The sequence below is a fragment of the Streptomyces gardneri genome (genome assembly GCF_006539185.1).
GTDB lineage: Bacteria > Actinomycetota > Actinomycetes > Streptomycetales > Streptomycetaceae > Streptomyces > Streptomyces gardneri.
In genome coordinates this window covers 62,106-87,843 of sequence record NZ_BJMN01000022.1, presented here as the reverse complement: position 1 = coordinate 87,843, position 25,738 = coordinate 62,106, and the positions used below count along the sequence as shown (strand labels likewise).

The following is a 25,738-nucleotide window of genomic DNA, read 5'->3' as shown; positions in this document are numbered from 1 at the left end:
GACGGGCAACACGACAGGGCTCGGCCCCGGTGTCCGTGCGGACACCGGGGCCGAGCCCTGTGCGGTACGTCGTGCGGGGAGCTGTTCGGCAGCTGTGCGGGCAGCCGGACCAGCCGGTTCTTCTGCGGGTCAGCCGACCAGCTGCTCGTAGGCGGGGAGCGTCAGGAAGTCCGCGTAGTCCGCGTCGAGGGAGACGTGCAGGAGCAGGTCGTGCGCCTGCTGCCACTTGCCGGCCGCGAAGGCCTCCTCGCCGATCTCCGCGCGGATCGCGGCGAGCACCTCGGTGGCGACCTCGCGGGCCAGCTCCGGGGTCGCCGTCTTCCCGTTCTCGAAGACGACACCGGCGTTGATCCACTGCCAGATCTGCGAGCGCGAGATCTCGGCCGTGGCGGCGTCCTCCATCAGGTTGAAGATGGCGACGGCGCCGAGGCCGCGCAGCCACGCCTCGATGTAGCGGATGCCGACCTGCACGGCGCTGACCAGGCCGTCGTAGGTGGGCCGCGCGTCGAGCGAGTCGATCGCGATCAGGTCGCCGGGCGCCACGGAGACGTCCTCGCGGAGGCGGTCCTTCTGGTTCGGCTTCTCGCCGAGGACGGCGTCGAAGGAGGCCATCGCGATCGGGACCAGGTCGGGGTGCGCGACCCAGGAGCCGTCGAAGCCGTCGCCGGCCTCGCGGTCCTTGTCGGCCTTGACCTTCTCGAAGGCGACCTTGTTGACGTCGGCGTCCTTGCGGGACGGGATGAAGGCCGCCATGCCGCCGATCGCGTGCGCACCGCGCTTGTGGCAGGTGCGGACGAGGAGTTCGGTGTACGCGCGCATGAACGGTGCCGTCATCGTGACCGCGTTGCGGTCCGGGAGGACGAACTTGGCGCCGCCGTCACGGAAGTTCTTGACGATGGAGAAGAGGTAGTCCCAGCGGCCCGCGTTCAGGCCGGCGGCGTGGTCGCGGAGCTCGTAGAGGATCTCCTCCATCTCGTACGCGGCCGTGATGGTCTCGATGAGGACCGTGGCGCGGACGGTGCCCTGCGGGATGCCGACGTAGTCCTGGGCGAAGACGAAGATGTCGTTCCAGAGGCGGGCCTCCAGGTGCGACTCCGTCTTCGGGAGGTAGAAGTACGGGCCCTTGCCGAGGTCGATCAGACGCTGGGCGTTGTGGAAGAAGTACAGGCCGAAGTCGACGAGCGCGCCGGGCACCGGGCGTCCGTCGAAGGTCAGGTGACGCTCCTCCAGGTGCCAGCCGCGCGGGCGCATGACGACCGTGGCCAGCTCGCCGGCGGGCTTGAGGGCGTACGACTTGCCCGACCTCGTGTCCGTGAAGTCGATGTTCCGGTTGTACGCGTCGATCAGGTTGACCTGACCGAGGATCACGTTCTCCCAGGTCGGCGCGGAGGCGTCCTCGAAGTCGGCGAGCCAGACGCGGGCGCCGGAGTTGAGCGCGTTGATCGTCATCTTGCGGTCGGTCGGGCCGGTGATCTCGACACGGCGGTCGTTCAGGGCCGCCGGGGCCGGCGCGACCTTCCAGGAGTCGTCGGCGCGGATCGCGGCGGTCTCCGGGAGGAAGTCCAGGGTGGACGTACGGGCGATCTCGGCGCGACGCTCCGCCCGGCGGGCGAGGAGCTCGTCCCGGCGCGGAGTGAACCGCCGGTGCAGTTCGGCGACGAAGGCCAGGGCGGCCTCGGTCAGCACTTCCTCCTGACGCGGCAGGGGCTCGGCATCGACGACGGCCAGGGGGGACGGCGCTGGTGCGGACATGAACTGTCACTTCCTTCAGCGAACTTCACGGGCGGTGCCAGGCGGCCGCCGGGCGCCGCGGGACGGCACGGAGTGCCTCGGGCGCCGGGATACGGCCGCGAGCGCCTCCGGAACTGGCAGGCGCTTCTGAACAGTGGATACTAGTTTCCTCATGGTGGAAGTTCAATGGTTTGTTGATGTCGAGATTCTCTGGATCGACACAACGTGGCGCTGCGTGCCACGCCCCGTGCCCCGCCGTTCACTCCAGGTGGGCCAGATCCGCCTCCGTGTCGATGTCGTAGGGCTCGGCCACATCCGAACAGTCCACCGGGGTGATCGCATCCCGGTGCGCCGCCAGGTAGTCCCGCGCGCCCCGGTCGCCCACCGCCTTCTCCTCGATACCTGCCCAGTGCCCGGCGCCGAACAGCACCGGATGGCCCCGCTCTCCGTCGTACGAGGCGGCCGCCAGCGAATCCCGTGAGCCGTACGCCGCCCGGACCCGGGACACCGCCTCCACCCCGATCCCCGGCTGGTCGACCAGCAGGACGAGCGCCGCGTCCACTCCGTGCGGGTCGGCCGCCAGCGAGGCGAGCCCGGCCCGCAGCGAGGAACCCATCCCCTCCGCCCACTCCGGGTTGTCCACCAGCACGCACCCGGGCAGTTCCGCCCGCTCCCGTACGGCATCGGCCGCCGCCCCCAGCACCACGTGCACCACCTCGCACCCGGCCCCGCGCAGCACCCCCACGGCATGCTCGACCAGTGGCCGCCCCCGGTGCGTGAGCAAGGCCTTGGGGCGCCCCCCGAGGCGCCTCCCGCCCCCGGCGGCGAGCACCAGTCCGGCGACGACGGGGGTTCGATCTTCTGCAGCTGTCATGGGGACTGCATACCGCATGGGCGGAATCACACGGTCGCCTGAATTCCGTCCACCAAGGGTGGCGCGCCGGGGTGGCGAAGGAGTTAACTGGCCCGCGACTCACGGCGCCCGACCGCCGTCCGGGGGGATCGGCTCGGGCTCGGAGTGTTCGGAGTGGAGTTCTGCGCACAGTGTCGTGCGAGGGGGAGAACCGTGTTGCGAAGCGTGGGGCAGAGGCGAGTGACCGGCGAGGGCGTGGACCCCAGGGTGGTCGAACTACGGTTCGCCGTGTCCCGGCTCCGGCGCGAACTGGCCGCGCACCGGGTCGAGTTCGCCGACCGCGGGATTGCCGAGGACGAGCTCGCCGCGCTGGACGCCATGGCGCTCAGCGGCGACCCGGAGGTACGGCGGCTGCGCCGCTCGCTGCTGCTCGTCGCCGGCTCCGTCGGCTCCGTCAGCGCGCTCGCCGAGGGGCTCGCCGGCGTCCGTCGTGCCGTCGAGCTCTTCGGGCCCCCGCCGGCCGAGCAGTAGGCCCGGGTCGGTCGAGTACCCCCTGGCCCTTCCGGTGGCTCGGGCGCTTCCTTTCGGATGTGATGGCGTAAGGAGGGTTCCCCCCTTCCACTGCCGGTGACGGCGGCAGTCGGGTCCGGCGAGGTGGCGACCATGGGACGTTGGCGTGCTCTGATCGTTCTGGGGACGGCCCAGTTCCTGATGGTGCTGGACACCTCCGTCATGAACGTCTCCATCAGTCAGCTGGTCGAGGACTTCGACACCGAGGTGACCGCGATCCAGGCCGTCATCACCCTGTACGCCCTGGTCATGGCCGCGTTCATGATCATCGGAGGCCGGCTCGGGGACATCCTGGGCCGTCGCCGCGTCTTCCTCATCGGCATGGCGGTCTACGGCGTCGGATCGGCGCTGACCGCCGTCGCGCCCACCCTGTGGGTCCTGACCCTGGGCTGGTCGATCATCGAGGGGCTCGGCGCCGCCCTGGTGCTCCCGTCCATGGCGGCCCTCGTCGCCGAGTCCTATCGGGGCCGCGACCGCTCCGTCGCGTACGGCGTCATCGGGGGCCTGGCCGGCGCCGGCATCGCCGTCGGTCCGCTGCTCGGCGGCTGGGTGACGACATACCTCACCTGGCGCCTGGTCTTCGCGGGCGAGGTCGTGGTGGTGCTCGCCGTACTGCTCCTGCGGCGGGCGATCCCGGAACCGGCCCCGGTGAGCCGGCGTCCCGGGCTCGACGTCGTCGGCGCCGTCCTGTCGGCGGCCGGCCTGGGTCTCGGCGTGCTCGGCGTGCTGCAGAGCAGCACCTGGGGCTGGGTCGAGCCGCGCAACCCGCCCTTCACCGTCTTCGGCTTCGCCCCCACGCTGTTCGTGATCGGCGCCGGAGCGGTGGTCCTGTTCCTCTTCCGGGCCTGGGAGGAACGGCGCGAGGTCCGCGGCGCCGACCCCCTGGTCCATCTGGCCCTGCTCCGCAGGCCCACCCTGAGCGCGGGGCTGATGACCCTGCTGAGCCAGAACCTCATCCTGCTGGGGCTGTTCTTCACCATCCCGCTCTACCTGCAGGTGGTGCAGGGACTCGACGCCTTCGAGACGGGCCTGCGGCTCGTGCCGGTCTCCGTCACCATGCTCGCGGCCTCCCTCGGCGCGGCGAAGCTCGGGCGCAGGCTGGGCCCGCGGCGGATCGTACGGCTGGCCCTGGTGCTGCTCCTCGCCGCCATCGCCTGGCTCCTCGGCACCATCGACCCCGTCATCGACGACGCCCAGTTCTTCTGGGCCATGGCGCTCCTCGGCCTGGGCATGGGGCTGCTCGCCTCGCAGCTCGGCAACGTCGTGCAGTCCAGCGTGGGGGAGAAGGAGCGCAGCGAGGTGGGCGGTCTGCAGTTCACCGCGCAGAACCTCGGGTCCGCGCTCGGCACGGCCCTGATCGGATCCCTGCTGATCGGATCCCTGGCCCAGGCCTTCACCACCCAGGTGGAGGACGACCCGAGGCTCTCGGACGAGGCGCGCGCGCAGACGAGCGTCGCCCTGGAGGCGGGGATCAGCTTCGTCCCCACCGACCAGGTCCGCGCGGCGGCGGAGAGCGCGGGACTCCCGCCGCACGAGGTGGACGCCGTCACCGAGTCCTACGCCTCGGCGCAGCTCGCCGGCCTCAAGGCGGCCGTCCTCGCGACCGGTGGCATCGCCCTGGCGAGCTTCCTGGTGACGCGCGGTCTGCCCGGAGCCGGCGGCGCCGGAGCCGCGAGCCGCGACCGGGGCGCCGCCGGCCCCAATCCGCCGGAACCCGACCCCGACCCTGACCTGCCGGAACCCGCCCCCGACCCCGACCCGCCGGAGCCCGGCCCCACACCGAAGTCCGGCCCCGCCGGCCCGTGACGGTTCACCCGATCGGCCGGGCCGCCGTGCCGGGGCCGCCCGGCACGAGTTGGCTGGGAAGCCGGAACCCGCACCGGGAGTAAGGAACCTGCCATGTACGAGATGCACATCGCGCCCGACGACTCCAGCGGCCTTCTGGTCTGGCACGTGATCGCCAAGGAGGCGGTCAGCAGCCTCTGCGGTCAGAGCGTCGACCGCGGCGCGGACGGGGTGCGGACGGACCGGCACTGCCTGCCGTGCATGCGGTCCTTCCAGGACCTGATGGGCGCCCAGACCGACTCGTCGGCGGGCCTGTCGGACGGCCTCACCGCCTGATCAGCCGCCGGGCCGTCGCCGCCGCCACCGCGGCCGTCCGCGAGTCCACGCCCAGCTTCGCGAAGATGTGCACGAGGTGCGATTTCACCGTCGCCTGGCTCAGGAACAGCACCTTGCTGATCTGCTGGTTCGACAGGCCCTCGCCCACCAGCTGGAGCACTTCCAGCTCCCGCTTCGTCAGCGCCTCCGCCGGTGTCCGCATCCGGTCCATCAGCCGGTGGGCCACCGCCGGGGCGAGCGCCGACTGGCCGGCCGCCGCCGTCCGTACGGCCGCCGCCAGCTCCTCCGGCGGCGCGTCCTTGAGGAGGTAGCCGGAGGCGCCGGCCTCCACCGCCGCGAGGATGTCCGCGTCCGTGTCGTAGGTCGTCAGGACCAGCACCTTCGGCCCGTCCGGCGCCGCCGTGATCGCCGCCGTCGCCTCCGAGCCGTGCATCCCGGCGCCGAACTGCAGGTCCATCAGGACCACGTCCACGCCCCCGGCGGCGGCCAGCTCCACCGCCCGCTCGGCCGTCGCGGCCTCGCCGACCACGGTGAAGTCCGGCTCCGTGTCCAGGACCGCGCGCAGCCCCGCCCGTACCACCGGGTGGTCGTCGGCGAGGAGAAGCCTGATGGTGGTCGTCATGCGGAGACTCCTGCGGGGAGGGGGAGGGAGACGGCCACCGCCGTGCCCTGGCCGGGTGCCGATTCGACGGTGAACGTGCCGCCCAGCGACTCGGCCCGCGAGCGCATCGCCGGAAGCCCGAAGCCGCCCTCCGAGGACTGCCGTACGGAGCCCGGATCGAAGCCCTTGCCGTCGTCGACCACGTCCAGCGTCACCGAGGCGTCCATGAAGGAGAGGGTGATCTCCGCCCGTGAGGCCGAGGCGTGCCGCACCGTGTTCGCGAGCGCCGACTGCGCGATCCGCAACAGCGCCACCTCGTACGGCGTCGGCAGCTCGGCCGGCGTCCCGCTCACCGAGAAACGCACCCGCGGCCCCGCCGCCCCCGGCTCGTAGGAGCCGTACGCCCCGGAACCGGCCCCCGGCTCGCACAGCCTCTCCAGGGCCGCCGCCAGCGAGCCGTGCTCCAGGTCGGGCGGCGACAGCGCGCGGACAAAGCGCCGCGCCTCCGCCAGGTTGTCCTGCGCCGCCTGCCGCGCCCGGTCGATGTGACCGGCGGCCGGGGAGCCCGGCGGCAGCGCCCGCTCGGCGGCGCGCAGCAGCAGCTGGATCGAGGACAGGCCCTGCGCGAGCGTGTCGTGGATCTCCCGCGCGAGCCGCTCGCGCTCGGCGAGCGTCCCCGCATGCCGCTCCGCCGCCGCCAGCTCCGCCCGGGTCTCGATCAGCTCCTCGATGAGCCGGCGCCGCCGCTCGCTCTCCCGGTACAGCGCCTGGTAGCCGAGGACCGTCGCCACCGCGACCGCGCCGCCGAGCAGCGGCCCGATGAAGACCCCCGGGTTCAGCGCGGCGCCGTGTCCCACGTACGAGAGGATCGCCGCGCCCGCCGTCAGGGCGACGGCCGGCAGCGACCAGCGCGTGGGCAGCAGGTGCAGCTGGAGGAAGTACAGCGGGAAGGCCACCCACAGTGCCTCGGGGGTCAGCCAGAGCAGGCCAAGCCAGGACGCGCCGAGGACGCCGAGCCAGACGGCGGCGGCCCGCTGCGAGCTGCCCACGGACGGCAGCAGCGAGCCGGCCGCGTAGACCGCGCCCACGAGCGCCGCCATGACCGTCCCGGCGGCCGAGTGGGCCCGTACCGCCGCGAGGACGAGCAGGCCCGCCATCAGCAGGTGCAGGCAGAGGTGCAGGACGCGGGGGGCGGGGGTGAGGGACCACCGGGAAGGGTGCTGCGCGGGGTGGAGGGAGGAGTGCTGTGCGGGGCGCGGGGAAGGGTGCGGATCCATGTCCCCTCCAGCGTAGACAGCGGGAGCGCGGGCAACGGACAATCCGGACTCAACCGAAAGTTTGATTGTGGAGCCATCCGTGGCGCGATGCCCGGACGACCCTCCTCGGACCACTCTGGTCAGCATGTTCGTGGCATGGAGAGACCTGAGATTCGCCAAGGGGCGGTTCGCCCTCATGGGCACCGTGATCGTCCTGATCACCCTGCTCGTGGGGTTGCTGTCCGGGCTGACCGCCGGACTCGCGCGAGAGAACATCTCCGCGATCACCGGTCTGCCCGCCGACCGGCTGGCCTTCGCCGCGCCGCCGTCCGGGCAGTCGGTCTCCTTCACCAACTCGACGGTGACGGAGGACCAGTGGAACGACTGGGCGAAGCGGCCCGGCGTGACGGAGGCGGCGCCGCTCGGCATCCGCACGCTCAACGCCGCCGCCGGGGAGCGCACGGCCGCCGTCTCCGCCTTCGGTACGGAGCCGGGGTCCGGGCTCGCCCCGGGGACCGTCGGTGCCGGGAAGGCCGTCCTGTCGGAGTCCGCGGCGGAGGAGCTGGGCGTCGGCGTCGGTGACGCGCTGCGCCTCGGCCCCCTGGAGGCCACCGTCACGGCCGTCTCCGGCGACGCCTCGTACAGCCACACCCCGGTGGTGTGGACCTCCCTCGACGACTGGCAGAAGCTCGGGCACAGCGGCACCACCCCCGAGGAGCAGGCCACCGTCATCGCGCTCAGCGGCGACGGGGTCGACTGGGCGGCCGGCGACGAGGCCGCGAAGACCGAGGCGCGGACCGTCGACGGGGCGCTCACCGCCATAGGGTCCTACCAGGCCGAGAACGGCTCGCTCCAGCTCATGCGGGGCTTCCTCTTCGCGATCTCCGCGCTCGTCATAGGGGCCTTCTTCACCGTCTGGACGATCCAGCGCAGCGGCGACGTCGCCGTCCTCAAGGCGCTCGGCGCCTCCACGCCGTACCTCCTCAAGGACGCCCTCGGGCAGGCCGTCCTGATGCTCACCGCGGGCACCCTGCTCGGCACCGCCCTCGCGGTCGGCATCGGCGCTCTGGTCAGCGGCGGGAACGTGCCCTTCGTCCTGGAGCCGCTCACCGTGCTCGGGCCCGCCGCCGTGATCGTCGTGCTCGGGGTGCTCGGCGCCGCCCTGTCCATCCGGCGGATCACCGCCGTCGACCCCCTCACCGCCCTCGGGAGCGCCCGATGAGCCTCGTCCTCGACGCCGTCACCCTGACCTACCCCGACGGAGACGGCCGGCTCACCGCCCTCGACTCCGTCTCCCTGACCGTCCCCGCGGGCACCCTCACGGCCGTCGTCGGCCCCTCGGGATCCGGCAAGTCCAGCCTGCTCGCGGTGGCCGCGACCCTGGTGACCCCGGACCGGGGCCGGGTCGTCGTCGCCGGTACGGACACGGGGCCGCTCACCCCGGCCGCCCGCGCCGAGCTGCGGCGCGAGCACATCGGGATCGTCTTCCAGCAGCCCAACCTGCTGCCCTCGCTGAGCGCGGCGGAACAGCTCCAGGTGATGGCGCACCTGTCGGGACGCGCGCCGAAGTCGGTACGGGGCCGGGCGATGGACCTGCTCGACGCGGTGGGCCTCGCCGATCAGGCGCACCGCCGCCCGCACCAGCTGTCGGGCGGTCAGCGGCAGCGCGTGAACATCGCGCGGGCCCTGATGAACGAGCCGTCCGTGCTCCTGGTCGACGAGCCGACGAGCGCCCTGGACCACGAGCGGGGCGCGGCGGTCATGGACCTGCTCGCGGGCCTGACGGTCGAGCGGGGCACGGCGACGGTGCTCGTGACCCACGACCGGACCCACCTGGCGCGCACGGACAGCACGGCGACGGTCCAGGACGGGCGGCTGACGGAGACGGTGCGGGTCTGACGTACGGCCGGCTGCCGCCGCGCACGCGCGAGGGCGCCCGGAACCTCAGGGGTTCCGGGCGCCCTTCGCGTGCGTGACGATACGAGTACGAGTACGCGTACGCGTACGGCTGCGGCTGCGGGCTCAGCCCTGGCCGTTGCCCGTCGTGTTGGCGAGGGCCGCCGACAGTTCGCGCGCGACCTGCTGGAGGATCGGGACGATCTTCTCCGTGGCCGCCTCGGTGACCCGGCCCGCCGGGCCCGAGATCGAGATCGCCGCGGCGGTGGGGGAGTCGGGGACCGGCACCGCGAGGCAGCGGACTCCTATCTCCTGCTCGTTGTCATCGACGGCGTACCCGGTCGCGCGGACCGCTTCGAGGGCGTCGAGGAAGCCGTCGGGCGTGGTGATGGTCTTCTCGGTGGCGGCCGGCATGCCGGTACGGGCGAGCAGCGCGCGCACCTCCTCCGCCGGGGTGTGCGCGAGGAGCGCCTTGCCCACGCCGGTGGAGTGCGGCAGGACCCGCCGGCCGACCTCGGTGAACATGCGCATCGAGTGCTTGGACGGCACCTGGGCGACGTACACGATCTCGTCGCCGTCGAGCAGCGCCATGTTGGCGGTCTCGCCGGTCTCCTCGACGAGCCGCGCCAGGTAGGGGCGGGCCCAGGTGCCGAGGAGGCGGGAGGAGGACTCGCCGAGCCGGATGAGTCGGGGGCCGAGGGCGTACCGCCGGTTGGGCTGCTGGCGCACGTAGCCGCAGGCGACGAGGGTGCGCATCAGCCGGTGGATGGTGGGGAGCGGCAGTCCGCTGCTGGCGGAGAGCTCGCTCAGCCCGACCTCGCCCCCGGCGTCGGCCATCCGCTCCAGGAGGTCGAAGGCACGCTCAAGGGACTGGACGCCACCGCTCGCTGCGGCGGGCTTGGCGGCGTCGGTGGTGCTGGCGCTGGACGTCGGCACGTCAACGGTCCTTTCGAGGCAGGCGGGCAAGTCAGCAGACTACCGGGCCACCGGCCGGGACACCTGGTCCCGGTACCGGCGTACGGGCCGGTCAGGGGGTGTTTGTCCGGTGTCGGGGAGGGCTCGGAGGGGTCCTGGTCTGCCCCACATGTGCGGAGCTACGTTCTACTGTACGGAATTTCCATTCCACTTTGTGGAAACCTCTAAGTCGGGTTCACCGACGGCCCATGCTGGAAGTGTGCCCTTGACGACATGTCGCCAGGAAGTGAAGACTCCTTTTCAACAGTTCGTTGAATTTCTCGCCGAAGTGCTCGAAGCCGGAGCACTTGAAGAAGGGGTACGGGTGGACGTCAACCTGGTCCTGCGCTCGACTCGCGTCATCACCCCCGAGGAGACGCGCCCGGCGTCGATCGCCGTCTCCGGAGGGACGATCGCGGCCGTGCTGCCGTACGACGCCGAGGTACCGGCCGGCGCCCGGCTGGAGGACGTCGGCGACGACGTCGTCCTGCCCGGTCTCGTCGACACCCACGTGCATGTGAACGACCCGGGCCGGACCGAGTGGGAGGGCTTCTGGACCGCCACCCGCGCGGCGGCCGCCGGCGGCATCACCACGCTGCTCGACATGCCCCTGAACTCCATCCCGCCGACGACCACCGTCGAGAACCTGCGGGTGAAGCAGGACGTCGCCCGCGCCAAGGCGCACATCGACGTCGGTTTCTGGGGCGGCGCGCTGCCCGACAACGTCAAGGACCTGCGCCCGCTGCACGACGCCGGGGTCTACGGCTTCAAGTGCTTCCTGTCGCCGTCCGGGGTGGACGAGTTCCCCTCGCTCGACCAGGAGCAGCTGGCGAACTCGCTCGCCGAGATCGCGGGCTTCGACGGTCTGATGATCGTGCACGCCGAGGACCCGCACCACCTCGCCGCCGCGCCGCAGAAGTCCGGGCTCGCCTACGCCGACTTCCTGGCCTCCCGCCCCCGGGACGCCGAGAACACGGCGATCGAGAACCTGGTCAACCAGGCCCGCCGACTGGGCGCCCGCGTCCACGTCCTGCACCTGTCCTCCTCCGACGCGCTGCCCCTGATCGCCGCCGCGAAGGCCGAGGGCGTCAAGATCACCGTCGAGTCCTGTCCGCACTTCCTCACGCTCACGGCGGAGGAGGTCCCGGACGGTGCGACCGAGTTCAAGTGCTGCCCGCCGATCCGCGAGGCCTCCAACCAGGACGCCCTGTGGCAGGGGCTCGCGGACGGCGTGATCGACTGCATCGTCTCCGACCACTCGCCCTCGACCGCGGACCTCAAGACCCCCGACTTCGCCTCCGCCTGGGGCGGCATCTCCTCCCTCCAGCTCGGCCTCCCCGCGATCTGGACCGAGGCCAAGCGCCGCGGCCACTCCCTGGAGGACGTGGTCCGCTGGATGTCCGAGGCCCCCGCCCGACTCGCCGGCCTGTCGCGAAAGGGCGCCATCGAGGCCGGCCGCGACGCCGACTTCGCCGTCATCGACCCGGACGCCACCTTCACCGTCGACCCGGCCGAGCTCCAGCACCGCAACCGCATCACCGCCTACGCGGGCAAGACCCTCAGCGGCGTCGTCGCCTCCACCTGGCTGCGCGGAGAGCGCATCGTCGACCACGGCACCCTCGCCGAGCCCTCCGGCCGCCTCCTCGAAAGGAACAACTGACCCGTGAGCACCGGCATACCCTCCTTCACCGGCGACGCCAGCCCCTTCGGAGGCGGCGACCCGTACGCCGACTACCGCACCGCGGACTTCCCCTTCACCCAGTACGCGGACCTCGCCGACCGGCGGCTCGGCGCGAGTGTCGTCGCGGCCAACGACGAGTTCTTCGCCGAGCGCGAGAACCTGCTCAAGCCCGAGCCCGCCGAGTTCGACCCCGAGCACTTCGGCCACAAGGGCAAGATCATGGACGGCTGGGAGACCCGCCGCCGCCGTGGTGTCTCGGCCCAGCAGCCGCACCCCACCCAGGACGACCACGACTGGGCGCTCGTACGGCTCGGCGCCCCCGGTGTCGTCCGCGGCATCGTCGTCGACACCGCGCACTTCCGCGGCAACTACCCGCAGGCCGTCTCCGTCGAGGCCACCTCGGTCGCCGGCTCGCCCTCGCCCGAGGAGCTCCTCGCCGACGACGTGAAGTGGACGACGCTCGTCCCGCGCACCGCCGTCGGCGGCCACGCCGCCAACGGCTTCGCCGTCGACGTCGAGCAGCGCTTCACGCACCTGCGCGTCAACCAGCACCCCGACGGCGGCATCGCCCGCCTCCGTGTGTACGGAGAGGTCGCACCCGACCCGCGCTGGCTCGCCGTCCTCGGCACCTTCGACCTCGCGGCACTGGAGAACGGCGGCCAGGTCGAGGACGCCTCCGACCGCTTCTACTCCCCGGCCACCAACACCATCCAGCCGGGCCGCTCCCGCAAGATGGACGACGGCTGGGAGACCCGCCGCCGCCGCGACAAGGGCAACGACTGGATCCGCTACCAGCTCGTCGCCGAGTCCGAGATCCGCGCCGTCGAGATCGACACCGCCTACCTCAAGGGCAACAGCGCGGGCTGGGCCGCCCTCTCGGTCGCCGCCGAGGGCTCCGAGGACTGGACCGAGATCCTGCCCCGGACCCGCCTCCAGCCCGACACCAACCACCGGTTCGTGCTCGACACCCCGGCTGTCGGCTCCCGCATCCGGATCGACATCTACCCGGACGGCGGCATCTCCCGCCTCCGCCTCTTCGGCTCCCTCACCGAGACCGGCGCGGCGCGACTGACCGCCCGCCACCAGGAGCTGGGCGGCTGACGCCACCCGCTCCCCTGAACTGGGCGGGCACGACACCCCGCCCGGCCCGCGAGGGCGCACCGACCCGACAGCACCGGTGCGCCCTCCGCCTTTTTTGGGGCTCGGTTCGCCTCCGGGGCGCTTCAGCCGGGCTCACGACCCCGACCGTGCTCGACCCCTCGTACCTCGGGGGCCTCCGCGCGCTCGGGGCCGTTCCCCCGACGCGCCCCTTCGGCTCACTCGCCGGCATCGCGTACGGGTCCTCCGGCCCGGCCCGACAGGCACGTGCCTCCCGTGGGTTCCAGCCGGCCCGGCAGCTACGCCGCGTGCCCGCCGTCCACCGCGAACTCCGCCCCCGTCACGTACCGCCCCTCCGGCCCCGCGAGGAAGGCGACCATCGCCGCGACCTCGTCCGGCGTGCCGAAGCGCCCGAGTGCCGTCATCGCCGCCTGGCCCTCCGCGTACGGACCGTCCGCCGGGTTCATGTCGGTGTCGACAGGGCCCGGGTGGACGAGGTTCGCCGTGATGCCGCGCCCGCCCAGCTCCCGGGCCAGCGCCTTCGTCAGGCCGATCAGCGCCGCCTTGCTCGTCGCGTACAGCGTGCCGCCGGGCCCGGGGACCCGCTGCGTCATGCAGGTGCCGATCGTGACGATCCGCCCGCCCTCCGGCAGGCGCCCGGCCGCCGCCTGCGAGGCGAGGAAGGCCGCCCGGACGTTGACCGCGAGGACCCGGTCCACGTCCGCCAGGGTCAGTGACTCCAGCGGGCCGAGGACCCCGACGCCCACGCTGTTCACGAGGACGTCGAGCCGGCCCAGGGCGTCCGCCGCCCATTCCACCGCGCCCGCCGCGTCCCCGGCGTCGGCCGCGTCGGCGCGCAGGGGCAGCGCCTTGCGGCCGGCCGCCCGGATCCGCGCGGCGACCTCCTCGGCCGCCGCCTCGTCCCGTACGTACGTGAAGGCCACATCGGCGCCCTCCCGTGCCAGCCGGACGGCCGTGGCCGCGCCGATCCCGCGGCTGCCGCCCGTCACCAGAACCGCCGTGCCGTTCATCGTGGACATCCCGAACCTCCGTAAGACGCACCGAATGGTTGCGGGTTCAATGAAAGTCGGCGCGGTGGCCGGGTGCTGGCAGGAATCGGACGCCGACCCGATCGCCGATGAGTTCCGCCGAGCGGTGCGGTCAGAGCTTCTGAGACACGATGGACGGAACCAGAAAGGGCACTCGCCATGGCCACGCTCAGCCTCACCCAGTTCCTCACCCTCGACGGCGTCCACCAGGCGCCCGGCGGCCCGCAGGAGGACCCCAGCGGCGGCTTCGAGCACGGCGGCTGGTCCGTGCCGTACGGCGACGAGGACTTCGGGCAGTTCATGAACGAGGTCTTCACCCGCCCCACCGCCTTCCTCCTCGGCCGCCGCACGTACGAGATCTTCGCGGGCTACTGGCCGAAGCAGACAGACCCCGACGACCCGGTCGCCGGCAAGCTCAACGCCCTCCCCAAGTACGTCGCCACCACCACCCTCACCTCCGCCGACTGGGCCGGGACCACCCTGCTCCGCGGCGACGTGGCCAAGGAGGTCGCCGAACTCAAGGGGAGCCTCGACGGCGAGATCCAGATGCACGGCAGCGGCGGTCTCGCCCGGACCCTGCTCGACCACGACCTGATCGACACCCTCCATCTGCTCGTCTTCCCCGTGATCCTCGGCGCCGGCCGCCGCCTCTTCTCCGACGGCGTGCGACCCACCGCCTTCCGGCACACCGCCGCGCGCACCACCGGCTCGGGCGTCGCCATCCACACGTACGAGCTGGTGGGCCGCCCGGAGTACGGCAGCTACTGAGGCGCCGCGGCCCTCGGGGGTCCCCGCCTGCTTGAATGCCGACGTGATCGAACTAGCGTTTTTCGCCGCGGTCGCCGCCCTCGTCGGGTGGCTGATGAGACGGAAGCAGCGGCAGCGGTCGGCCGCCGTCGCCGACGGGGAGGCGGCCGGGGTTCCCTGCATGCTCAAGTGGTCGGCGCACGGCTCCCGCTGGCGGGCCGGACGCCTGATGATCGGCGCGGGTCCTCCGGTCTGGAGGGCCTCCTGGGGTTCGCGGGAGCTCGCGCTGCCGACCGATCTGCGCCGGACGGGAACGCGCGCGCCCTCCGCTCGCGAGGGGATGTCCATCAACCCGGGATCCCGGATCCTGGAGTACGCCTCGTCCGACGGGGTCGTCCTGGTCGCGGTCATGCCCGACGATCTGGACCTGGTGGGCAAGGCCCTGGAGAGCGCGTAACCGCGCCTCCCCGTCCGCCCGGACCGTGGCCCCCCGATCGGCGAGGCCCCTGAAAGATGTAGCCACCACAGGCCTCTCCCGGTACCGTGATCGCTCCACGTGCGAGCCGTCGAAGTCTCCACCTCGTCCCGATAGTTGGAGAAACGGCCGTCATGTCCTCCCTCGCTGCCCCCGTGTCCCTCGGCGCCCCGCGCCGCGCCTGGCTCACCGACCTGCCCGTCCTGCTCGTCGCCGTCGTCTGGGGCGCCAGCTACCTCGCGGCCAAGGGCATCACCACCACCCACACCGTCATCGCGGTCCTCGTGCTGCGCTTCGCGGTGGTGCTGCCCGTCCTCGTCGTCGCCGGATGGCGCAAGCTGCGCGCGCTCACCGCGGCCCAGTGGCGCGGCGCCGCCGCCCTCGGGCTGATCCTCAGCGGGATCTTCCTCCTGGAGACCTACGGAGTCGTCCACACCTCCGCCACCAACGCGGGCCTGATCATCAGCCTCACCATGATCTTCACCCCGCTCGCCGAGGCCGCCGTCACCAAGGTCAGCCCGCCCCGCGCCTTCCTCGCCGCCGCCGCGCTCTCCGTCGCGGGCGTCGTCCTGCTCACCCAGGGCGGCGGCTTCACCACGCCCTCCCTCGGCGACCTCCTCATGCTGCTCGCCGCCCTCGCCCGTACCGTCCACGTCCTGGCCATGTCCCGGATCAAGGCGGTCCGGTCGGCCGACTCGCTCTCCCTCACCACCGTCCAGCTCGGCTCCGCCGTCGCCGTCTTCGCCGTCATCGCGGCCTTCCCCGGGACGGGCGCCTCGCCCTGGGCCACGGCCCTCGACTTCGGCCCCCGCGAGTGGGCCGGGCTGGTCTTCCTCTCCGTCTTCTGCACGCTCTTCGCGTTCTTCGTGCAGATGTGGGCGGTCCGCCGCAGCTCCCCGTCCCGGGTCAGCCTGCTCCTCGGTACGGAGCCGCTGTGGGCCGCCGCCGCGGGCATCGCCCTCGCGGGCGACCGCCCCGGGGTCCTCGGCCTCGCGGGCGCGGTCCTCGTCCTCGCGGGAACCACCTGGGGCCGCCGCACGGCCGACGAGGACGCCCGATAGGCCGTCCTGCCGCTCGCGCGGACGCCCGCCAGGCCGTCCTGACCGATGGCGCGGGCCTACTTCCGCACCCGGTCCGACACGATCAGGAGCACCAGGCCGAGCGCGGCGATCACGATGTTGACGAAGATCTCCCGGCCCTCCATGAACCACACGTTCTCGGTCAGGAAACGGGTCAGCCCCATCAGCTTGAACCAGCCGTCGCTCAGTTCACGGATCACTCCGCAGACGCCGAACACGATGAGCAGGAAACCGGTGACCTCAAGGAATCTCTTCATGCCTTGATCGTCTCCGGGTGACGGCTCCGGCCGCGTCCGCCTCCGGTCCACGGCCACCGCTACCGAAGTATCGACCTGTGCGACTTAGGTAGCGTCCGGCCCCGACCCTCACCCGCGCGGGGTCCCCGGCTGCGTACATTGCCGATATGACCCGTACGGAACGACAGCGCTGGCTGCTCCCCTCCCACCTGGTCGAACCGGGCGAGAGCGGCGCGGCCAGGCCCCGCCGAACCGTTCGCGACTGGATCGTCGACACCTCGCTCTTCCTCCTCGCGGCCCTCGTCGGCCTCATCGCCGCGGACGCCGGCGCGGAGTACAGCAGCGAGCCCGTCATCCTCTTCGACCAGCTCGCCGGCGCCGCCGCCTGCTGCGCCCTCTGGCTGCGCCGCCGGTGGCCCGTCGGACTGGCCGTCGGCCTCTCGCTGCTCAGCGTCGTCGCACCGGTCGCCGGCGGCGCCGTCCTCGCGAGCCTCTTCAGCGTCGCCGTCCGCCGACCCTTCCGCGAGGTCGCCTGGATCGGGGCGCTCGCCGTCGCCGCCTCCACCGTCCAGGTCTTCATCCGCCCCGACCCCACGCTCAACGCCGGGATCGCGATCCTCCTCGGCTTCGTCCTCATCCTCCTCGTCACCGCCTGGGGCATGCTCGTCCGCTCCCGGCGCCAGCTCGTCGAGGCCCTCCGCGAGCGCGCCCGCCGCGCCGAGGCCGAGGCCGAACTGCGCGCCGCCCAGGCCCAGCGGCTCGCCCGCGAGGCCATCGCCCGCGAGATGCACGACGTCCTCGCCCACCGGCTGACCCTGCTCAGCGTGCACGCGGGAGCCCTGGAGTTCCGGCCGGACGCCCCGCCCGAGCAGATCGCCCGGGCGGCCGGCGTCATCCGCGACAGCGCCCACGAGGCGCTCCAGGACCTGCGCGAGATCATCGGGGTCCTGCGGGCGCCCGGCGAGAACGGCGACGGCGACCGGCCCCAGCCGACCCTCGCCACCCTCGACGCGCTCGTCGCCGAGTCCCGCGAGGCCGGCGCGGACATCGTCCTGGAGCTCGACGTCGACACCGCCGAGGGGGAGCCCGCCGTCCCCGCCTCCACCGGCCGCACCGCCTACCGCATCGCCCAGGAAGGCCTGACCAACTGCCGCAAGCACGCTCCCGGCACCAAGGTCACCGTCACCGTGAGCGGCCGGCCCGGCGAGGGCCTCGACGTCACCGTCCACAACCCCGCGCCCGCCGGACCCGTCCCGCACGTCCCCGGCTCCGGCCAGGGCCTCATCGGGCTCACCGAGCGCGCCGCCCTCGCCGGGGGCCGGCTGGAGCACGGACCGGCCCCCGACGGCGGGTTCGCCCTGCACGCCTGGCTACCGTGGCCCTCATGACCATCCGGCTGATCATCGTCGACGACGACCCCCTGGTCCGAGCGGGCCTCACCTTCATGCTCGGCGGCGCCGAGGACCTGGAGATCGTCGGCGAGGCCGCCGACGGCCGCGAGGTCCCCGAGCTCGTCGAACGGCTCGCCCCGGACGTCGTCCTCATGGACATCCGCATGCCCCACGTCGACGGGCTCACCGCCACCGAACGCCTCCGCGCGCTCCCCGGCGCCCCCGAGGTCGTCGTCCTCACCACCTTCCACGCCGACGAGCAGGTGCTGCGCGCCCTGCGGGCCGGCGCCGCCGGCTTCGTCCTCAAGGACACCCCGCCCGCCGAGATCGTGGCCGCCGTCCGCCGGGTCGCCGCCGGGGACCCGGTGCTCTCCCCGGCCGTCACCCGCCAGCTGATGACCCATGTCGCGGGGGAGCAGGACCGGCCGGGCCGGCGCGAGGAGTCCCGGCGCGCCGCGATCACCGCGCGCCTCGCCGAACTGGCCGTACGGGAAAGGGAAGTGGCCGTGGCCGTCGGCAAGGGCCGCTCCAACGCGGAGATCGCCGCCGAGCTGTACATGAGCGTCCCCACGGTCAAGACCCATGTCTCGCGTGTCCTCGCCAAGCTCGACCTCAACAACCGTGTCCAGATCGCGCTCCTCGTCCATGAAGCAGGTCTCCTGGACGAGGAGGCGTAATCGGTCGGTCGGATAGTCTGCTGAGATGTCCGTCATCGAACTGGGGGAGTACGGCGCGGACTTCACCGCGAACCCGTACCCCTACTACGCCAAGCTCCGTACGTCCGGCCCGGTCCACGAGGTACGCATGCCCGACGGCTACCAGTTCTGGCTGGTCGTCGGCCACGAGGAGGGGCGCGCCGCACTCGCCGACCCCCGGCTCGCCAAGTCCCCCTCCGTCATCGGCGTACGGCCGCCGGAGGAGGACGTCATCGGCGTCCACCTCCTCGCGGCGGACGCCCCCGACCACACCCGGCTCCGCCGACTGGTCACGGGTGTCTTCACCGGTCGCCGGGTCGAGGCCCTGCGCCCCCGTATCGAGCGGCTCACCGGGGAACTCGCCGACGCCATGGAACCGGCCGGGCGCGCCGACCTCGTCGACGCCTACGCCTTCCCCCTGCCGATCACCGTCATCTGCGAACTCCTCGGGGTCCCCGCCGAGGACCGCGACACCTTCCGCGACTGGTCGAACGAGCTCGTCACCCCCGCGGGCGAGGACGGCTACCTCGGCGCCCTGCAAGGCTTCGGCGGCTACCTCGACGGGCTCATCGAGGACAAGCGCGCCGCGGGCCCCGCCGACGACCTGCTCTCCGGCCTCATCGCCGCCCGCGCCGAGGACGGCGACCGGCTCTCCGGGCCCGAACTCCGCGCCATGGCCTACCTGCTGCTCATCGCCGGCCACGAGACCACGGTCAACCTCATCTCCAACACCGTCCGCAACCTGCTCACCCACCCGGAGCAGCTCGCCGCCCTGCGCGCCGACCCCGACCTCCTCGACGGCGCGATCGAGGAGTCCCTGCGGTACGACGGCCCGGTGGAGACCAGCACCTTCCGCTTCACCCGCGAGCCCGTCACCCTCGGCGGCACCGAGATCCCGGCGGGCGCGAGCGTCCTGGTGGCGATCGGCGCGCTCGACCGCGACCCGGCCCGCTTCCCCGACCCCGACCGCTTCGACATCCGCCGCGACACCCGAGGCCACCTCGCCTTCGGCCACGGCATGCACTACTGCCTGGGCGCCCCGCTCGCCCGCCTGGAGGGCAGGATCGCGCTCCGCACCCTCCTGGACCGCTTCCCCCGGCTCGAACTCGACCCCGAGGGCGACCCCTGGGAGTGGGTGCCCGGCCTCCTCATCCGCGGGGTCCGCCACCTCCCGGTGCGCTGGTGAGCGGAGAGACCGCCTTACGGAACGGCCGCGAGAGCGCGTTACGGAGCGGCCGCGTCCACCCGGACCGGACGCCGCTCCCGGCGGGACAGCTCGCAGGCCTCGGCGACGCGGAGCGCCGCCAGGGCCTCGCGGCCGTCGCACGGATTGGGCGCCTCGCCGCGCACCAGCCGGACGAAGGCGGCGAGCTCCGCCTCGTACGCGGGGGCGAACCGCTCCAGGAACCCCTGCCAGGGCTTCCCCGGAGCCGGCGGCCCCTGCGGCTCCACCGAGGTGAGCGGGGTCCGGTCGTCCAGGCCCACCGCGATCTGGTCGCGCTCGCCCGCCAGCTCCAGCCGCACGTCGTACCCCGCGCCGTTGCACCGGGTCCCGGTCACCGTGACCAGCGTGCCGTCGTCCAGGGTGAGGAGTGCGGCGGCCGTGTCCACGTCCCCCGCCTCCCGGAACATCGCGGGACCCGCGTCCGAGCCCGTCGCGTACACCTCCACGACCTCCCGCCCGGTCACCCATCGCACGATGTCGAAGTCGTGCACCAGACAGTCCCGGAAGAGCCCGCCGGAGAGCGGCAGGTATGCGGCGGGCGGCGGCTCCGGGTCGGACGTCGCCGCCCGCACGGTGTGCAGCCGGCCGAGCCGTCCCGACCGCACCGCCTCGCGCGCCGCCCGGTACCCCGTGTCGAAGCGGCGCATGAACCCGAGCTGGAGCTCGGTGCCCGCCTCCGCCACGGCCCGCAGCGCCGCCCGGGTGGCGGGCACGTCCAGGGCGATCGGCTTCTCGCAGAAGACCGGCAGCCCCGCCCCGGCGGCGCGGGCGATCAGCTCCGCGTGTGCGGCCGTCGCCGAGGCGATCACCACCGCGTCCAGGGCGTGCCCGAGCAGCGCGGTCACGTCGGGCGCGGCCTCCGCGCCGAGCGCCCCCGCGACCCCGGCCGCCCGCGTCGCGTCCGCGTCCGCCACGACCAGCGACTCGACCTCCGGGTGGCGGGCCAGTACCCCCGCGTGGAAGCTCCCGATCCGTCCCGTACCGATGAGTCCGATGCGCATGGCCCCACCGTGGAGCCGCACGACCCCGGTGTCAAGGATTGTCAGGACAACCGGACGTCACGACGTCATGTCCCCCCTGTCTGCCGTCGGCTTCCGGTCGTCGGCGTGCCCGGATACGCTCCCCAGGTGGCCAAGCAGTCCGGTTCCCCCCTGCCCCCGCTCTCCGTGGACCGCACCAGTCCGGTCCCGCTCTACTTCCAGCTGGCCCAGCAGCTGGAGGCCGCGGTGGAGAACGGGACGCTGCCCCCGGGCACCCTCCTCGGCAACGAGATCGAGCTCGCCACCCGCCTCGGCCTCTCCCGCCCCACCGTCCGCCAGGCCATCCAGTCCCTCGTCGACAAGGGCCTCCTCGTCCGCCGCCGGGGCGTCGGCACCCAGGTCGTGCACAGCAGGGTCCGGCGCCCGCTGGAGCTCAGCAGCCTCTACGACGACCTGGAGGCCGCGGGCCGCCGCCCCGCCACCCGGGTCCTCGCCAACCGCCTCGAACCCGCCACCGCACCGGTCGCGGCCGCCCTCGGCGTACCCGAGGGCACCGACGTCCACTACCTGGAGCGGCTGCGCACCGCCTACGGCGAGCCCATGGCGTATCTGCGCAACCACCTGCCCGCCGGGCTCCTCGGCCCGGACGAACCGGACACCGGGCGCCTGGAGACCACCGGCCTCTACCGGATGCTCCGCTCCGCCGCGCTCACCCTGCACAGCGCCCGCCAGTCCATCGGCGCCCGCGCCGCGACCCCGGAGGAGGCCGCGCTCCTCGACGAGCAGGAGGGCGCCCCGCTGCTCACGATGGAGCGCACCACCTACGACGACACGGGCCGGGCCGTCGAGCACGGATCCCATCTCTACCGGGCCGCCCGCTACTCCTTCGAGCTCCAGCTGATGGTCCGTCCGTAGCCCCCGACGGCCCCCCTGACAAGTGCCACGACCCGCATGACCGATACTGCAATGCACGCAGAAGGACACAAAGGAGGGCACGGCCTCGTGACCAGGCTTCGGACAGGAGGGGTACGGGCCGTCATCGGCGCCGTGCTCGCGCTCGCGCTCACAGGAGCGCTCGCGGGGTGCAGCAGCACCGGCGGGAAGCGGGCGGAGGACGCCCGCAAGGCCGCGGCGGCACAGGGCAGGGCGGCCGTCGACACCCCCCGCTGGACCTTCGCCATGGTGACCCACTCCGGTGACGGCGACACCTTCTGGGACATCGTCCAGAACGGCGCCAAGCAGGCCGCCGTCAAGGACAACATCAACTTCCTCTACGCGCACAGCGACGAGGCCCAGCAGCAGGCCCAGCTCATCGACTCGTACGTCGCCAAGGGCGTCGACGGCCTGATCGTCACCCTCGCCAAGCCCGACGCGATGAAGGCCGCCGTCGAGAAGGCCGTCAAGGCCGGCATCCCGGTGATCACCGTGAACTCCGGCGCCGAGCAGTCCAAGGCCTTCGGCGCCCTCACCCACATCGGCCAGGACGAGGCCGTCGCCGGCGAGGCCGTCGGCGACGAGCTCGACGCCCGCGGCAGGAAGAAGGCCCTCTGCGTCCTGCACGAGCAGGGCAACATCGGCCACGAGCAGCGCTGCGCCGGAGCGAAGAAGACCTTCGGCGGCGAGCTCGTGAACCTCTACGTCGACGGCACCAACATGCCCGACGTCAAGGCCTCCATCGAGGCCAAGCTCCAGTCCGACAAGGACGTCGACGCCGTCGTCACCCTCGGCGCCCCCTTCGCCGACGCCGCCGTCCAGGCCGCGAAGAGCGCCGGGAGCAAGGCCGAGGTCGACACCTTCGACCTCAACGCCAAGGTCGCGAGCGCCCTCCAGGCCGGCACGCTCGGCTTCGCCGTCGACCAGCAGCCCTACCTCCAGGGGTACGAGGCCGTCGACCTGCTCTGGCTGTACCGCTACAACGCCGACGTCCTCGGCGGCGGGAAGCCGGTCCTCACCGGCCCCCAGATCATCACCAAGGACCAGGCGGGCGCGCTCAAGCAGTACGCGGAGCGGGGTACCCGATGAGCTCCACCGCCCCACCGTCCGACGGTCTCGACCACGTCGACGAACGGCTCCTGCGCACCACCCCGCTGAAGAAGCTCCTCGCCCGCCCCGAGCTGGGCTCGGTCGTCGGCGCGATCGCCGTCTTCGCCTTCTTCTCGATCGCGGCCGACAGCTTCCTGCGCCCCGCGAGCCTCGGCACCGTGCTCTACGCGGCCTCCACCATCGGCATCATGGCCGTCCCGGTCGCCCTGCTGATGATCGGCGGCGAGTTCGACCTCTCCGCCGGTGTGCTGGTCACCAGCTCGGCGCTCGTCTCCTCGATGTTCAGCTACCAGATGACGGCGAACGTCTGGGTCGGCGTCGGCGTCTCGCTGCTCGTCACCCTCGCGATCGGCGTCTTCAACGGCTTCATGCTGACCCGCACCAAGCTGCCCAGCTTCATCATCACGCTGGGCACCTTCCTCATGCTGACCGGCCTGAACCTCGGCCTCACCAAGCTCATCAGCGGCACCGTCTCCACCAAGACCATCGCCGACATGGAGGGCTTCCCCTCCGCCCGCAAGCTCTTCGCCTCCCAGGTGACCGTCGGCGGCGTCGAGCTCAAGGTCACCATCCTGTGGTGGCTCGGCCTCGTCGCCCTCGCCACCTGGATCCTGCTCCGCACCCGCTTCGGCAACTGGATCTTCGCCGTCGGCGGCGGAGCCGACGCCGCCCGCGCCGTCGGCGTCCCGGTCTACCGGACGAAGATCGGGCTCTACATGGGCGTGGCCTTCTGCGCCTGGATCTCCGGCCAGCACCTGCTCTTCTCCTTCGACGTCGTCCAGTCGGGCGAAGGCGTCGGCAACGAGCTGATCTACATCATCGCGGCCGTCATCGGCGGCTGCCTGATCACCGGCGGATACGGCTCCGCCATCGGCTCGGCGGTCGGCGCCCTCATCTTCGGCATGACCAGCAAGGGCATCGTGTACGCCGAGTGGAACCCCGACTGGTTCAAGTTCTTCCTGGGAGCGATGCTCCTCCTGGCGACCCTGCTGAACGCCTGGATCCGCAAGCGCGTGGAGGCCACCAAGTGACGACGTCGACGAAGACCGAGTCCGTTCCGCTCGTCGAGCTCGACGACGTCAGCAAGTACTACGGCAACATCCGCGCCCTCGAAGGGGTCTCCCTGGAGGTCCGCTCCGGCGAGATCACCTGCGTCCTCGGCGACAACGGAGCCGGCAAGTCCACCCTCATCAAGATCGTCGCGGGGCTCCACCGGCACGACGCCGGCACCTTCCGCATCGAGGGCGAGGAGGTCACCCTCGCCAACCCGCGCGACGCCCTCGACCGGGGCATCGCCACCGTCTACCAGGACCTCGCCGTCGTCCCCCTCATGCCCGTCTGGCGGAACTTCTTCCTCGGCTCCGAGCCCACCAAGGGCTCAGGCCCCTTCAAGCGGCTCGACGTCGACCTCATGCGGACCACCACCCGCGAGGCGCTGCTCCGCATGGGCATCGACCTGCGCGACGTCGACCAGCCCATCGGCACCCTCTCCGGCGGCGAGCGCCAGTGCGTGGCCATCGCCCGCGCCGTCCACTTCGGAGCCAAGGTCCTCGTCCTCGACGAGCCGACCGCCGCGCTCGGCGTCAAGCAGTCCGGGGTCGTCCTGAAGTACGTGGCCGCCGCGCGTGACGAGGGCCTCGGCGTGGTCCTCATCACCCACAACCCCCACCACGCCTACCTCGTCGGCGACCGGTTCGTCCTGCTCAAGCGGGGCGTGATGGCCGGCAGCCACACCAAGGACTCCGTCACGCTCGACGAGTTGACCCGCCAGATGGCCGGCGGCACCGAGCTGGAGGACCTCCGCCACGAGCTGGAACGCCCGTCCGCGACGTAACGGCCGCTTCACACCCCACCTGGCAGAATCGGAACCGATGAGTACCTACCGCGACCTCACCCACCGGGGATCGGCCCGGGGCACCGTGCTGCGGACCGTCGGGACCCGGGAGCGGCGCTCCCACCTGACGGCGCCCCGCGTGCCGACCGTCGGCATCGACATCGGCGGTACGAAGGTGATGGCCGGGGTCGTCGACGCGGACGGCAACATCCTGGAGAAGCTCCGCACCGAGACCCCGGACAAGTCGAAGAGCCCCAAGGTCGTCGAGGACACCATCGTGGAGCTCGTCCTCGACCTCGCCGACCGGCACGACGTGCACGCCGTCGGCATCGGCGCGGCCGGCTGGGTCGACGCCGACCGGGCCCGGGTCCTCTTCGCCCCGCACCTCGCCTGGCGCAACGAACCCCTCCGCGACGCCCTCCAGGGCCGGCTCGCCGTCCCCGTCATGGTCGACAACGACGCCAACACCGCCGCCTGGGCCGAGTGGCGCTTCGGCGCCGGACGCGGCGAGGACCACCTCGTCATGATCACCCTCGGTACGGGCATCGGCGGCGCGATCCTGGAGGACGGCCAGGTCAAGCGGGGCAAGTACGGCGTCGCCGGCGAGTTCGGGCACATGCAGGTCGTCCCCGGCGGCCACCGCTGCCCCTGCGGCAACCGCGGCTGCTGGGAGCAGTACAGCTCGGGCAACGCCCTCGTCCGCGAGGCCCGGGAGCTGGCCGCCGCCGACTCCCCGGTGGCGTACGAGATCATCGAGCGGGTCAAGGGCAGCATCCCCGACATCACCGGACCGCTCATCACCGAGCTCGCCCGCGAGGGCGACGCCATGAGCATCGAGCTGCTCCAGGACATCGGCCAGTGGCTCGGCGTCGGCATCGCCAACCTCGCCGCCGCCCTCGACCCCTCCTGTTTCGTCATCGGCGGGGGCGTCTCCGCCGCCGACGACCTCCTCATCGGCCCCGCCCGCGACGCCTTCCGCCGCCACCTCACCGGCCGCGGCTACCGCCCCGAGGCCCGCATCGTCCGCGCCCAGCTCGGCCCCGAGGCCGGGATGGTCGGCGCCGCCGACCTCGCACGGCTCGTCGCCCGCCGCTTCCGCCGCGCCAACCGGCGCCGTGTCGAGCGGTACGAACGCTACGAGCGTTACGCCCAGGCCCTGCGCAGCGGGACCTCGGGCCGGACCGCCCGTACTCCCGAGGACCCCGCTTCATGACTTTGCCCCA

26 protein-coding genes are annotated in these 25,738 nt (G+C 72.6%); 18 read left to right on the top strand and 8 right to left on the bottom strand.

The window, feature by feature from the left end; genetic code table 11:
• Window positions 1-129: 129 nt before the first annotated feature.
• Both aceB and SGA01_RS17860 read right to left on the bottom strand, forming a co-directional pair.
• Complete coding sequence (gene aceB / locus SGA01_RS17865) at window positions 130-1,752, bottom strand: malate synthase A (RefSeq protein WP_141297483.1); 1,623 nt, start codon at window positions 1,750-1,752, stop codon at window positions 130-132.
• 238 nt (window positions 1,753-1,990) lie between these two features.
• Window positions 1,991-2,605 (bottom strand): nucleotidyltransferase family protein, encoded by a 615-nt coding sequence (locus SGA01_RS17860; RefSeq protein WP_141297482.1) that lies wholly within the window; start codon window positions 2,603-2,605, stop codon window positions 1,991-1,993.
• 192 nt (window positions 2,606-2,797) lie between these two features.
• On the opposite strand from SGA01_RS17860, the gene SGA01_RS17855 reads away from it, so the two are divergent.
• The 3 genes from SGA01_RS17855 (at window position 2,798) to SGA01_RS17845 (ending at window position 5,275) form a co-directional block, all read left to right on the top strand.
• The gene (locus tag SGA01_RS17855) at window positions 2,798-3,115 is read left to right on the top strand and encodes a DUF5955 family protein (RefSeq protein ID WP_141297481.1); all 318 of its coding nucleotides are present in this window, start codon (window positions 2,798-2,800) and stop codon (window positions 3,113-3,115) included.
• A 132-nt stretch (window positions 3,116-3,247) separates the two neighbouring features.
• Window positions 3,248-4,960 carry an MFS transporter gene (locus SGA01_RS17850; protein WP_229917866.1) on the top strand — a complete coding sequence of 571 codons (1,713 nt, stop codon included), beginning with the start codon at window positions 3,248-3,250 and terminating at the stop codon, window positions 4,958-4,960.
• A gap of 93 nt (window positions 4,961-5,053) precedes the next feature.
• The gene (locus tag SGA01_RS17845; RefSeq protein ID WP_055640652.1) at window positions 5,054-5,275 is read left to right on the top strand and encodes a hypothetical protein; all 222 of its coding nucleotides are present in this window, start codon (window positions 5,054-5,056) and stop codon (window positions 5,273-5,275) included.
• Here the strand turns inward: SGA01_RS17845 and SGA01_RS17840 are convergent.
• Entirely contained in the window at window positions 5,265-5,897 is a 633-nt protein-coding gene (locus SGA01_RS17840; protein ID WP_141297480.1) for a response regulator, read from the bottom strand. The genes SGA01_RS17845 and SGA01_RS17840 overlap by 11 nt on opposite strands.
• Window positions 5,894-7,033 (bottom strand): sensor histidine kinase, encoded by a 1,140-nt coding sequence (locus tag SGA01_RS17835; RefSeq protein ID WP_229917894.1) that lies wholly within the window; start codon window positions 7,031-7,033, stop codon window positions 5,894-5,896. The genes SGA01_RS17840 and SGA01_RS17835 overlap by 4 nt, the downstream gene beginning before the upstream one ends.
• A gap of 244 nt (window positions 7,034-7,277) precedes the next feature.
• Here SGA01_RS17835 and SGA01_RS17830 point away from each other — a divergent pair, with 244 nt between their 5' ends.
• Window positions 7,278-8,354, top strand: a complete 1,077-nt coding sequence (locus SGA01_RS17830; RefSeq protein WP_167534123.1) for an ABC transporter permease — start codon at window positions 7,278-7,280, stop codon at window positions 8,352-8,354.
• Window positions 8,351-9,031: an ABC transporter ATP-binding protein gene (locus tag SGA01_RS17825; protein WP_141297477.1), complete on the top strand. Its 681-nt coding sequence runs from the start codon at window positions 8,351-8,353 to the stop codon at window positions 9,029-9,031. Before SGA01_RS17830 ends, SGA01_RS17825 begins: the two co-directional genes overlap by 4 nt.
• Before the next feature lie 123 nt (window positions 9,032-9,154).
• Here the strand turns inward: SGA01_RS17825 and SGA01_RS17820 are convergent, their stop codons facing one another.
• The gene (locus SGA01_RS17820) at window positions 9,155-9,964 is read right to left on the bottom strand and encodes an IclR family transcriptional regulator (protein ID WP_055640646.1); all 810 of its coding nucleotides are present in this window, start codon (window positions 9,962-9,964) and stop codon (window positions 9,155-9,157) included.
• A 343-nt stretch (window positions 9,965-10,307) separates the two neighbouring features.
• Between SGA01_RS17820 and allB the strand changes: the two genes are divergently transcribed.
• Window positions 10,308-11,642, top strand: a complete 1,335-nt coding sequence (gene allB / locus SGA01_RS17815) for an allantoinase AllB (RefSeq protein ID WP_141297476.1) — start codon at window positions 10,308-10,310, stop codon at window positions 11,640-11,642.
• Window positions 11,643-11,645: 3 nt separating this feature from the next.
• The gene (gene alc / locus SGA01_RS17810) at window positions 11,646-12,764 is read left to right on the top strand and encodes an allantoicase (protein ID WP_141297475.1); all 1,119 of its coding nucleotides are present in this window, start codon (window positions 11,646-11,648) and stop codon (window positions 12,762-12,764) included.
• A 296-nt stretch (window positions 12,765-13,060) separates the two neighbouring features.
• Here alc and SGA01_RS17805 read toward each other — a convergent pair whose 3' ends face one another.
• Window positions 13,061-13,801 carry an SDR family NAD(P)-dependent oxidoreductase gene (locus SGA01_RS17805; protein WP_141297474.1) on the bottom strand — a complete coding sequence of 247 codons (741 nt, stop codon included), beginning with the start codon at window positions 13,799-13,801 and terminating at the stop codon, window positions 13,061-13,063.
• Window positions 13,802-13,969: 168 nt separating this feature from the next.
• On the opposite strand from SGA01_RS17805, the gene SGA01_RS17800 reads away from it, so the two are divergent.
• The 3 genes from SGA01_RS17800 to SGA01_RS17790 all read left to right on the top strand — a co-directional run bounded on the left by SGA01_RS17800 (window position 13,970) and on the right by SGA01_RS17790 (window position 16,093).
• Window positions 13,970-14,578 (top strand): dihydrofolate reductase family protein, encoded by a 609-nt coding sequence (locus SGA01_RS17800; protein ID WP_141297473.1) that lies wholly within the window; start codon window positions 13,970-13,972, stop codon window positions 14,576-14,578.
• 43 nt (window positions 14,579-14,621) lie between these two features.
• Window positions 14,622-15,014 carry a hypothetical protein gene (locus SGA01_RS17795; RefSeq protein WP_141297472.1) on the top strand — a complete coding sequence of 131 codons (393 nt, stop codon included), beginning with the start codon at window positions 14,622-14,624 and terminating at the stop codon, window positions 15,012-15,014.
• 152 nt (window positions 15,015-15,166) lie between these two features.
• A complete protein-coding gene (locus SGA01_RS17790) occupies window positions 15,167-16,093 on the top strand; it encodes a DMT family transporter (RefSeq protein ID WP_141297471.1) in 927 nt (308 codons plus the stop codon).
• Window positions 16,094-16,149: 56 nt separating this feature from the next.
• Here SGA01_RS17790 and SGA01_RS17785 read toward each other — a convergent pair whose 3' ends face one another.
• Window positions 16,150-16,368 carry a hypothetical protein gene (locus SGA01_RS17785; protein WP_141297470.1) on the bottom strand — a complete coding sequence of 73 codons (219 nt, stop codon included), beginning with the start codon at window positions 16,366-16,368 and terminating at the stop codon, window positions 16,150-16,152.
• Window positions 16,369-16,514: 146 nt separating this feature from the next.
• Between SGA01_RS17785 and SGA01_RS17780 the strand changes: the two genes are divergently transcribed.
• Genes SGA01_RS17780 through SGA01_RS17770 form a run of 3 tightly spaced genes read left to right on the top strand, consistent with a single transcriptional unit; the run spans window position 16,515 to window position 19,619 of the window.
• Window positions 16,515-17,735: a sensor histidine kinase gene (locus SGA01_RS17780; RefSeq protein WP_141297469.1), complete on the top strand. Its 1,221-nt coding sequence runs from the start codon at window positions 16,515-16,517 to the stop codon at window positions 17,733-17,735.
• Window positions 17,732-18,415: a response regulator gene (locus SGA01_RS17775; RefSeq protein ID WP_141297468.1), complete on the top strand. Its 684-nt coding sequence runs from the start codon at window positions 17,732-17,734 to the stop codon at window positions 18,413-18,415. The genes SGA01_RS17780 and SGA01_RS17775 overlap by 4 nt, the downstream gene beginning before the upstream one ends.
• 25 nt (window positions 18,416-18,440) lie before the next feature.
• Complete coding sequence (locus SGA01_RS17770) at window positions 18,441-19,619, top strand: cytochrome P450 family protein (RefSeq protein ID WP_141297467.1); 1,179 nt, start codon at window positions 18,441-18,443, stop codon at window positions 19,617-19,619.
• Window positions 19,620-19,657: 38 nt separating this feature from the next.
• On the opposite strand, the gene SGA01_RS17765 is transcribed toward SGA01_RS17770, so the two are convergent.
• Window positions 19,658-20,659 (bottom strand): Gfo/Idh/MocA family protein, encoded by a 1,002-nt coding sequence (locus tag SGA01_RS17765; protein WP_141297466.1) that lies wholly within the window; start codon window positions 20,657-20,659, stop codon window positions 19,658-19,660.
• Window positions 20,660-20,824: 165 nt separating this feature from the next.
• Here SGA01_RS17765 and SGA01_RS17760 point away from each other — a divergent pair, with 165 nt between their 5' ends.
• The 5 genes from SGA01_RS17760 (at window position 20,825) to SGA01_RS17740 (ending at window position 25,728) form a co-directional block, all read left to right on the top strand.
• A complete protein-coding gene (locus SGA01_RS17760) occupies window positions 20,825-21,553 on the top strand; it encodes a GntR family transcriptional regulator (protein WP_141297543.1) in 729 nt (242 codons plus the stop codon).
• Between the two features lie 87 nt (window positions 21,554-21,640).
• The gene (locus tag SGA01_RS17755; RefSeq protein WP_141297465.1) at window positions 21,641-22,660 is read left to right on the top strand and encodes a sugar ABC transporter substrate-binding protein; all 1,020 of its coding nucleotides are present in this window, start codon (window positions 21,641-21,643) and stop codon (window positions 22,658-22,660) included.
• Window positions 22,657-23,712 (top strand): ABC transporter permease, encoded by a 1,056-nt coding sequence (locus SGA01_RS17750; RefSeq protein ID WP_141297464.1) that lies wholly within the window; start codon window positions 22,657-22,659, stop codon window positions 23,710-23,712. Before SGA01_RS17755 ends, SGA01_RS17750 begins: the two co-directional genes overlap by 4 nt.
• Entirely contained in the window at window positions 23,709-24,515 is an 807-nt protein-coding gene (locus tag SGA01_RS17745; RefSeq protein ID WP_141297463.1) for an ATP-binding cassette domain-containing protein, read from the top strand. The genes SGA01_RS17750 and SGA01_RS17745 overlap by 4 nt, the downstream gene beginning before the upstream one ends.
• A 37-nt stretch (window positions 24,516-24,552) precedes the next feature.
• Window positions 24,553-25,728, top strand: coding sequence for an ROK family glucokinase (locus tag SGA01_RS17740; RefSeq protein ID WP_141297462.1), 1,176 nt, complete (start codon window positions 24,553-24,555; stop codon window positions 25,726-25,728).
• Window positions 25,729-25,738 lie beyond the last annotated feature (10 nt).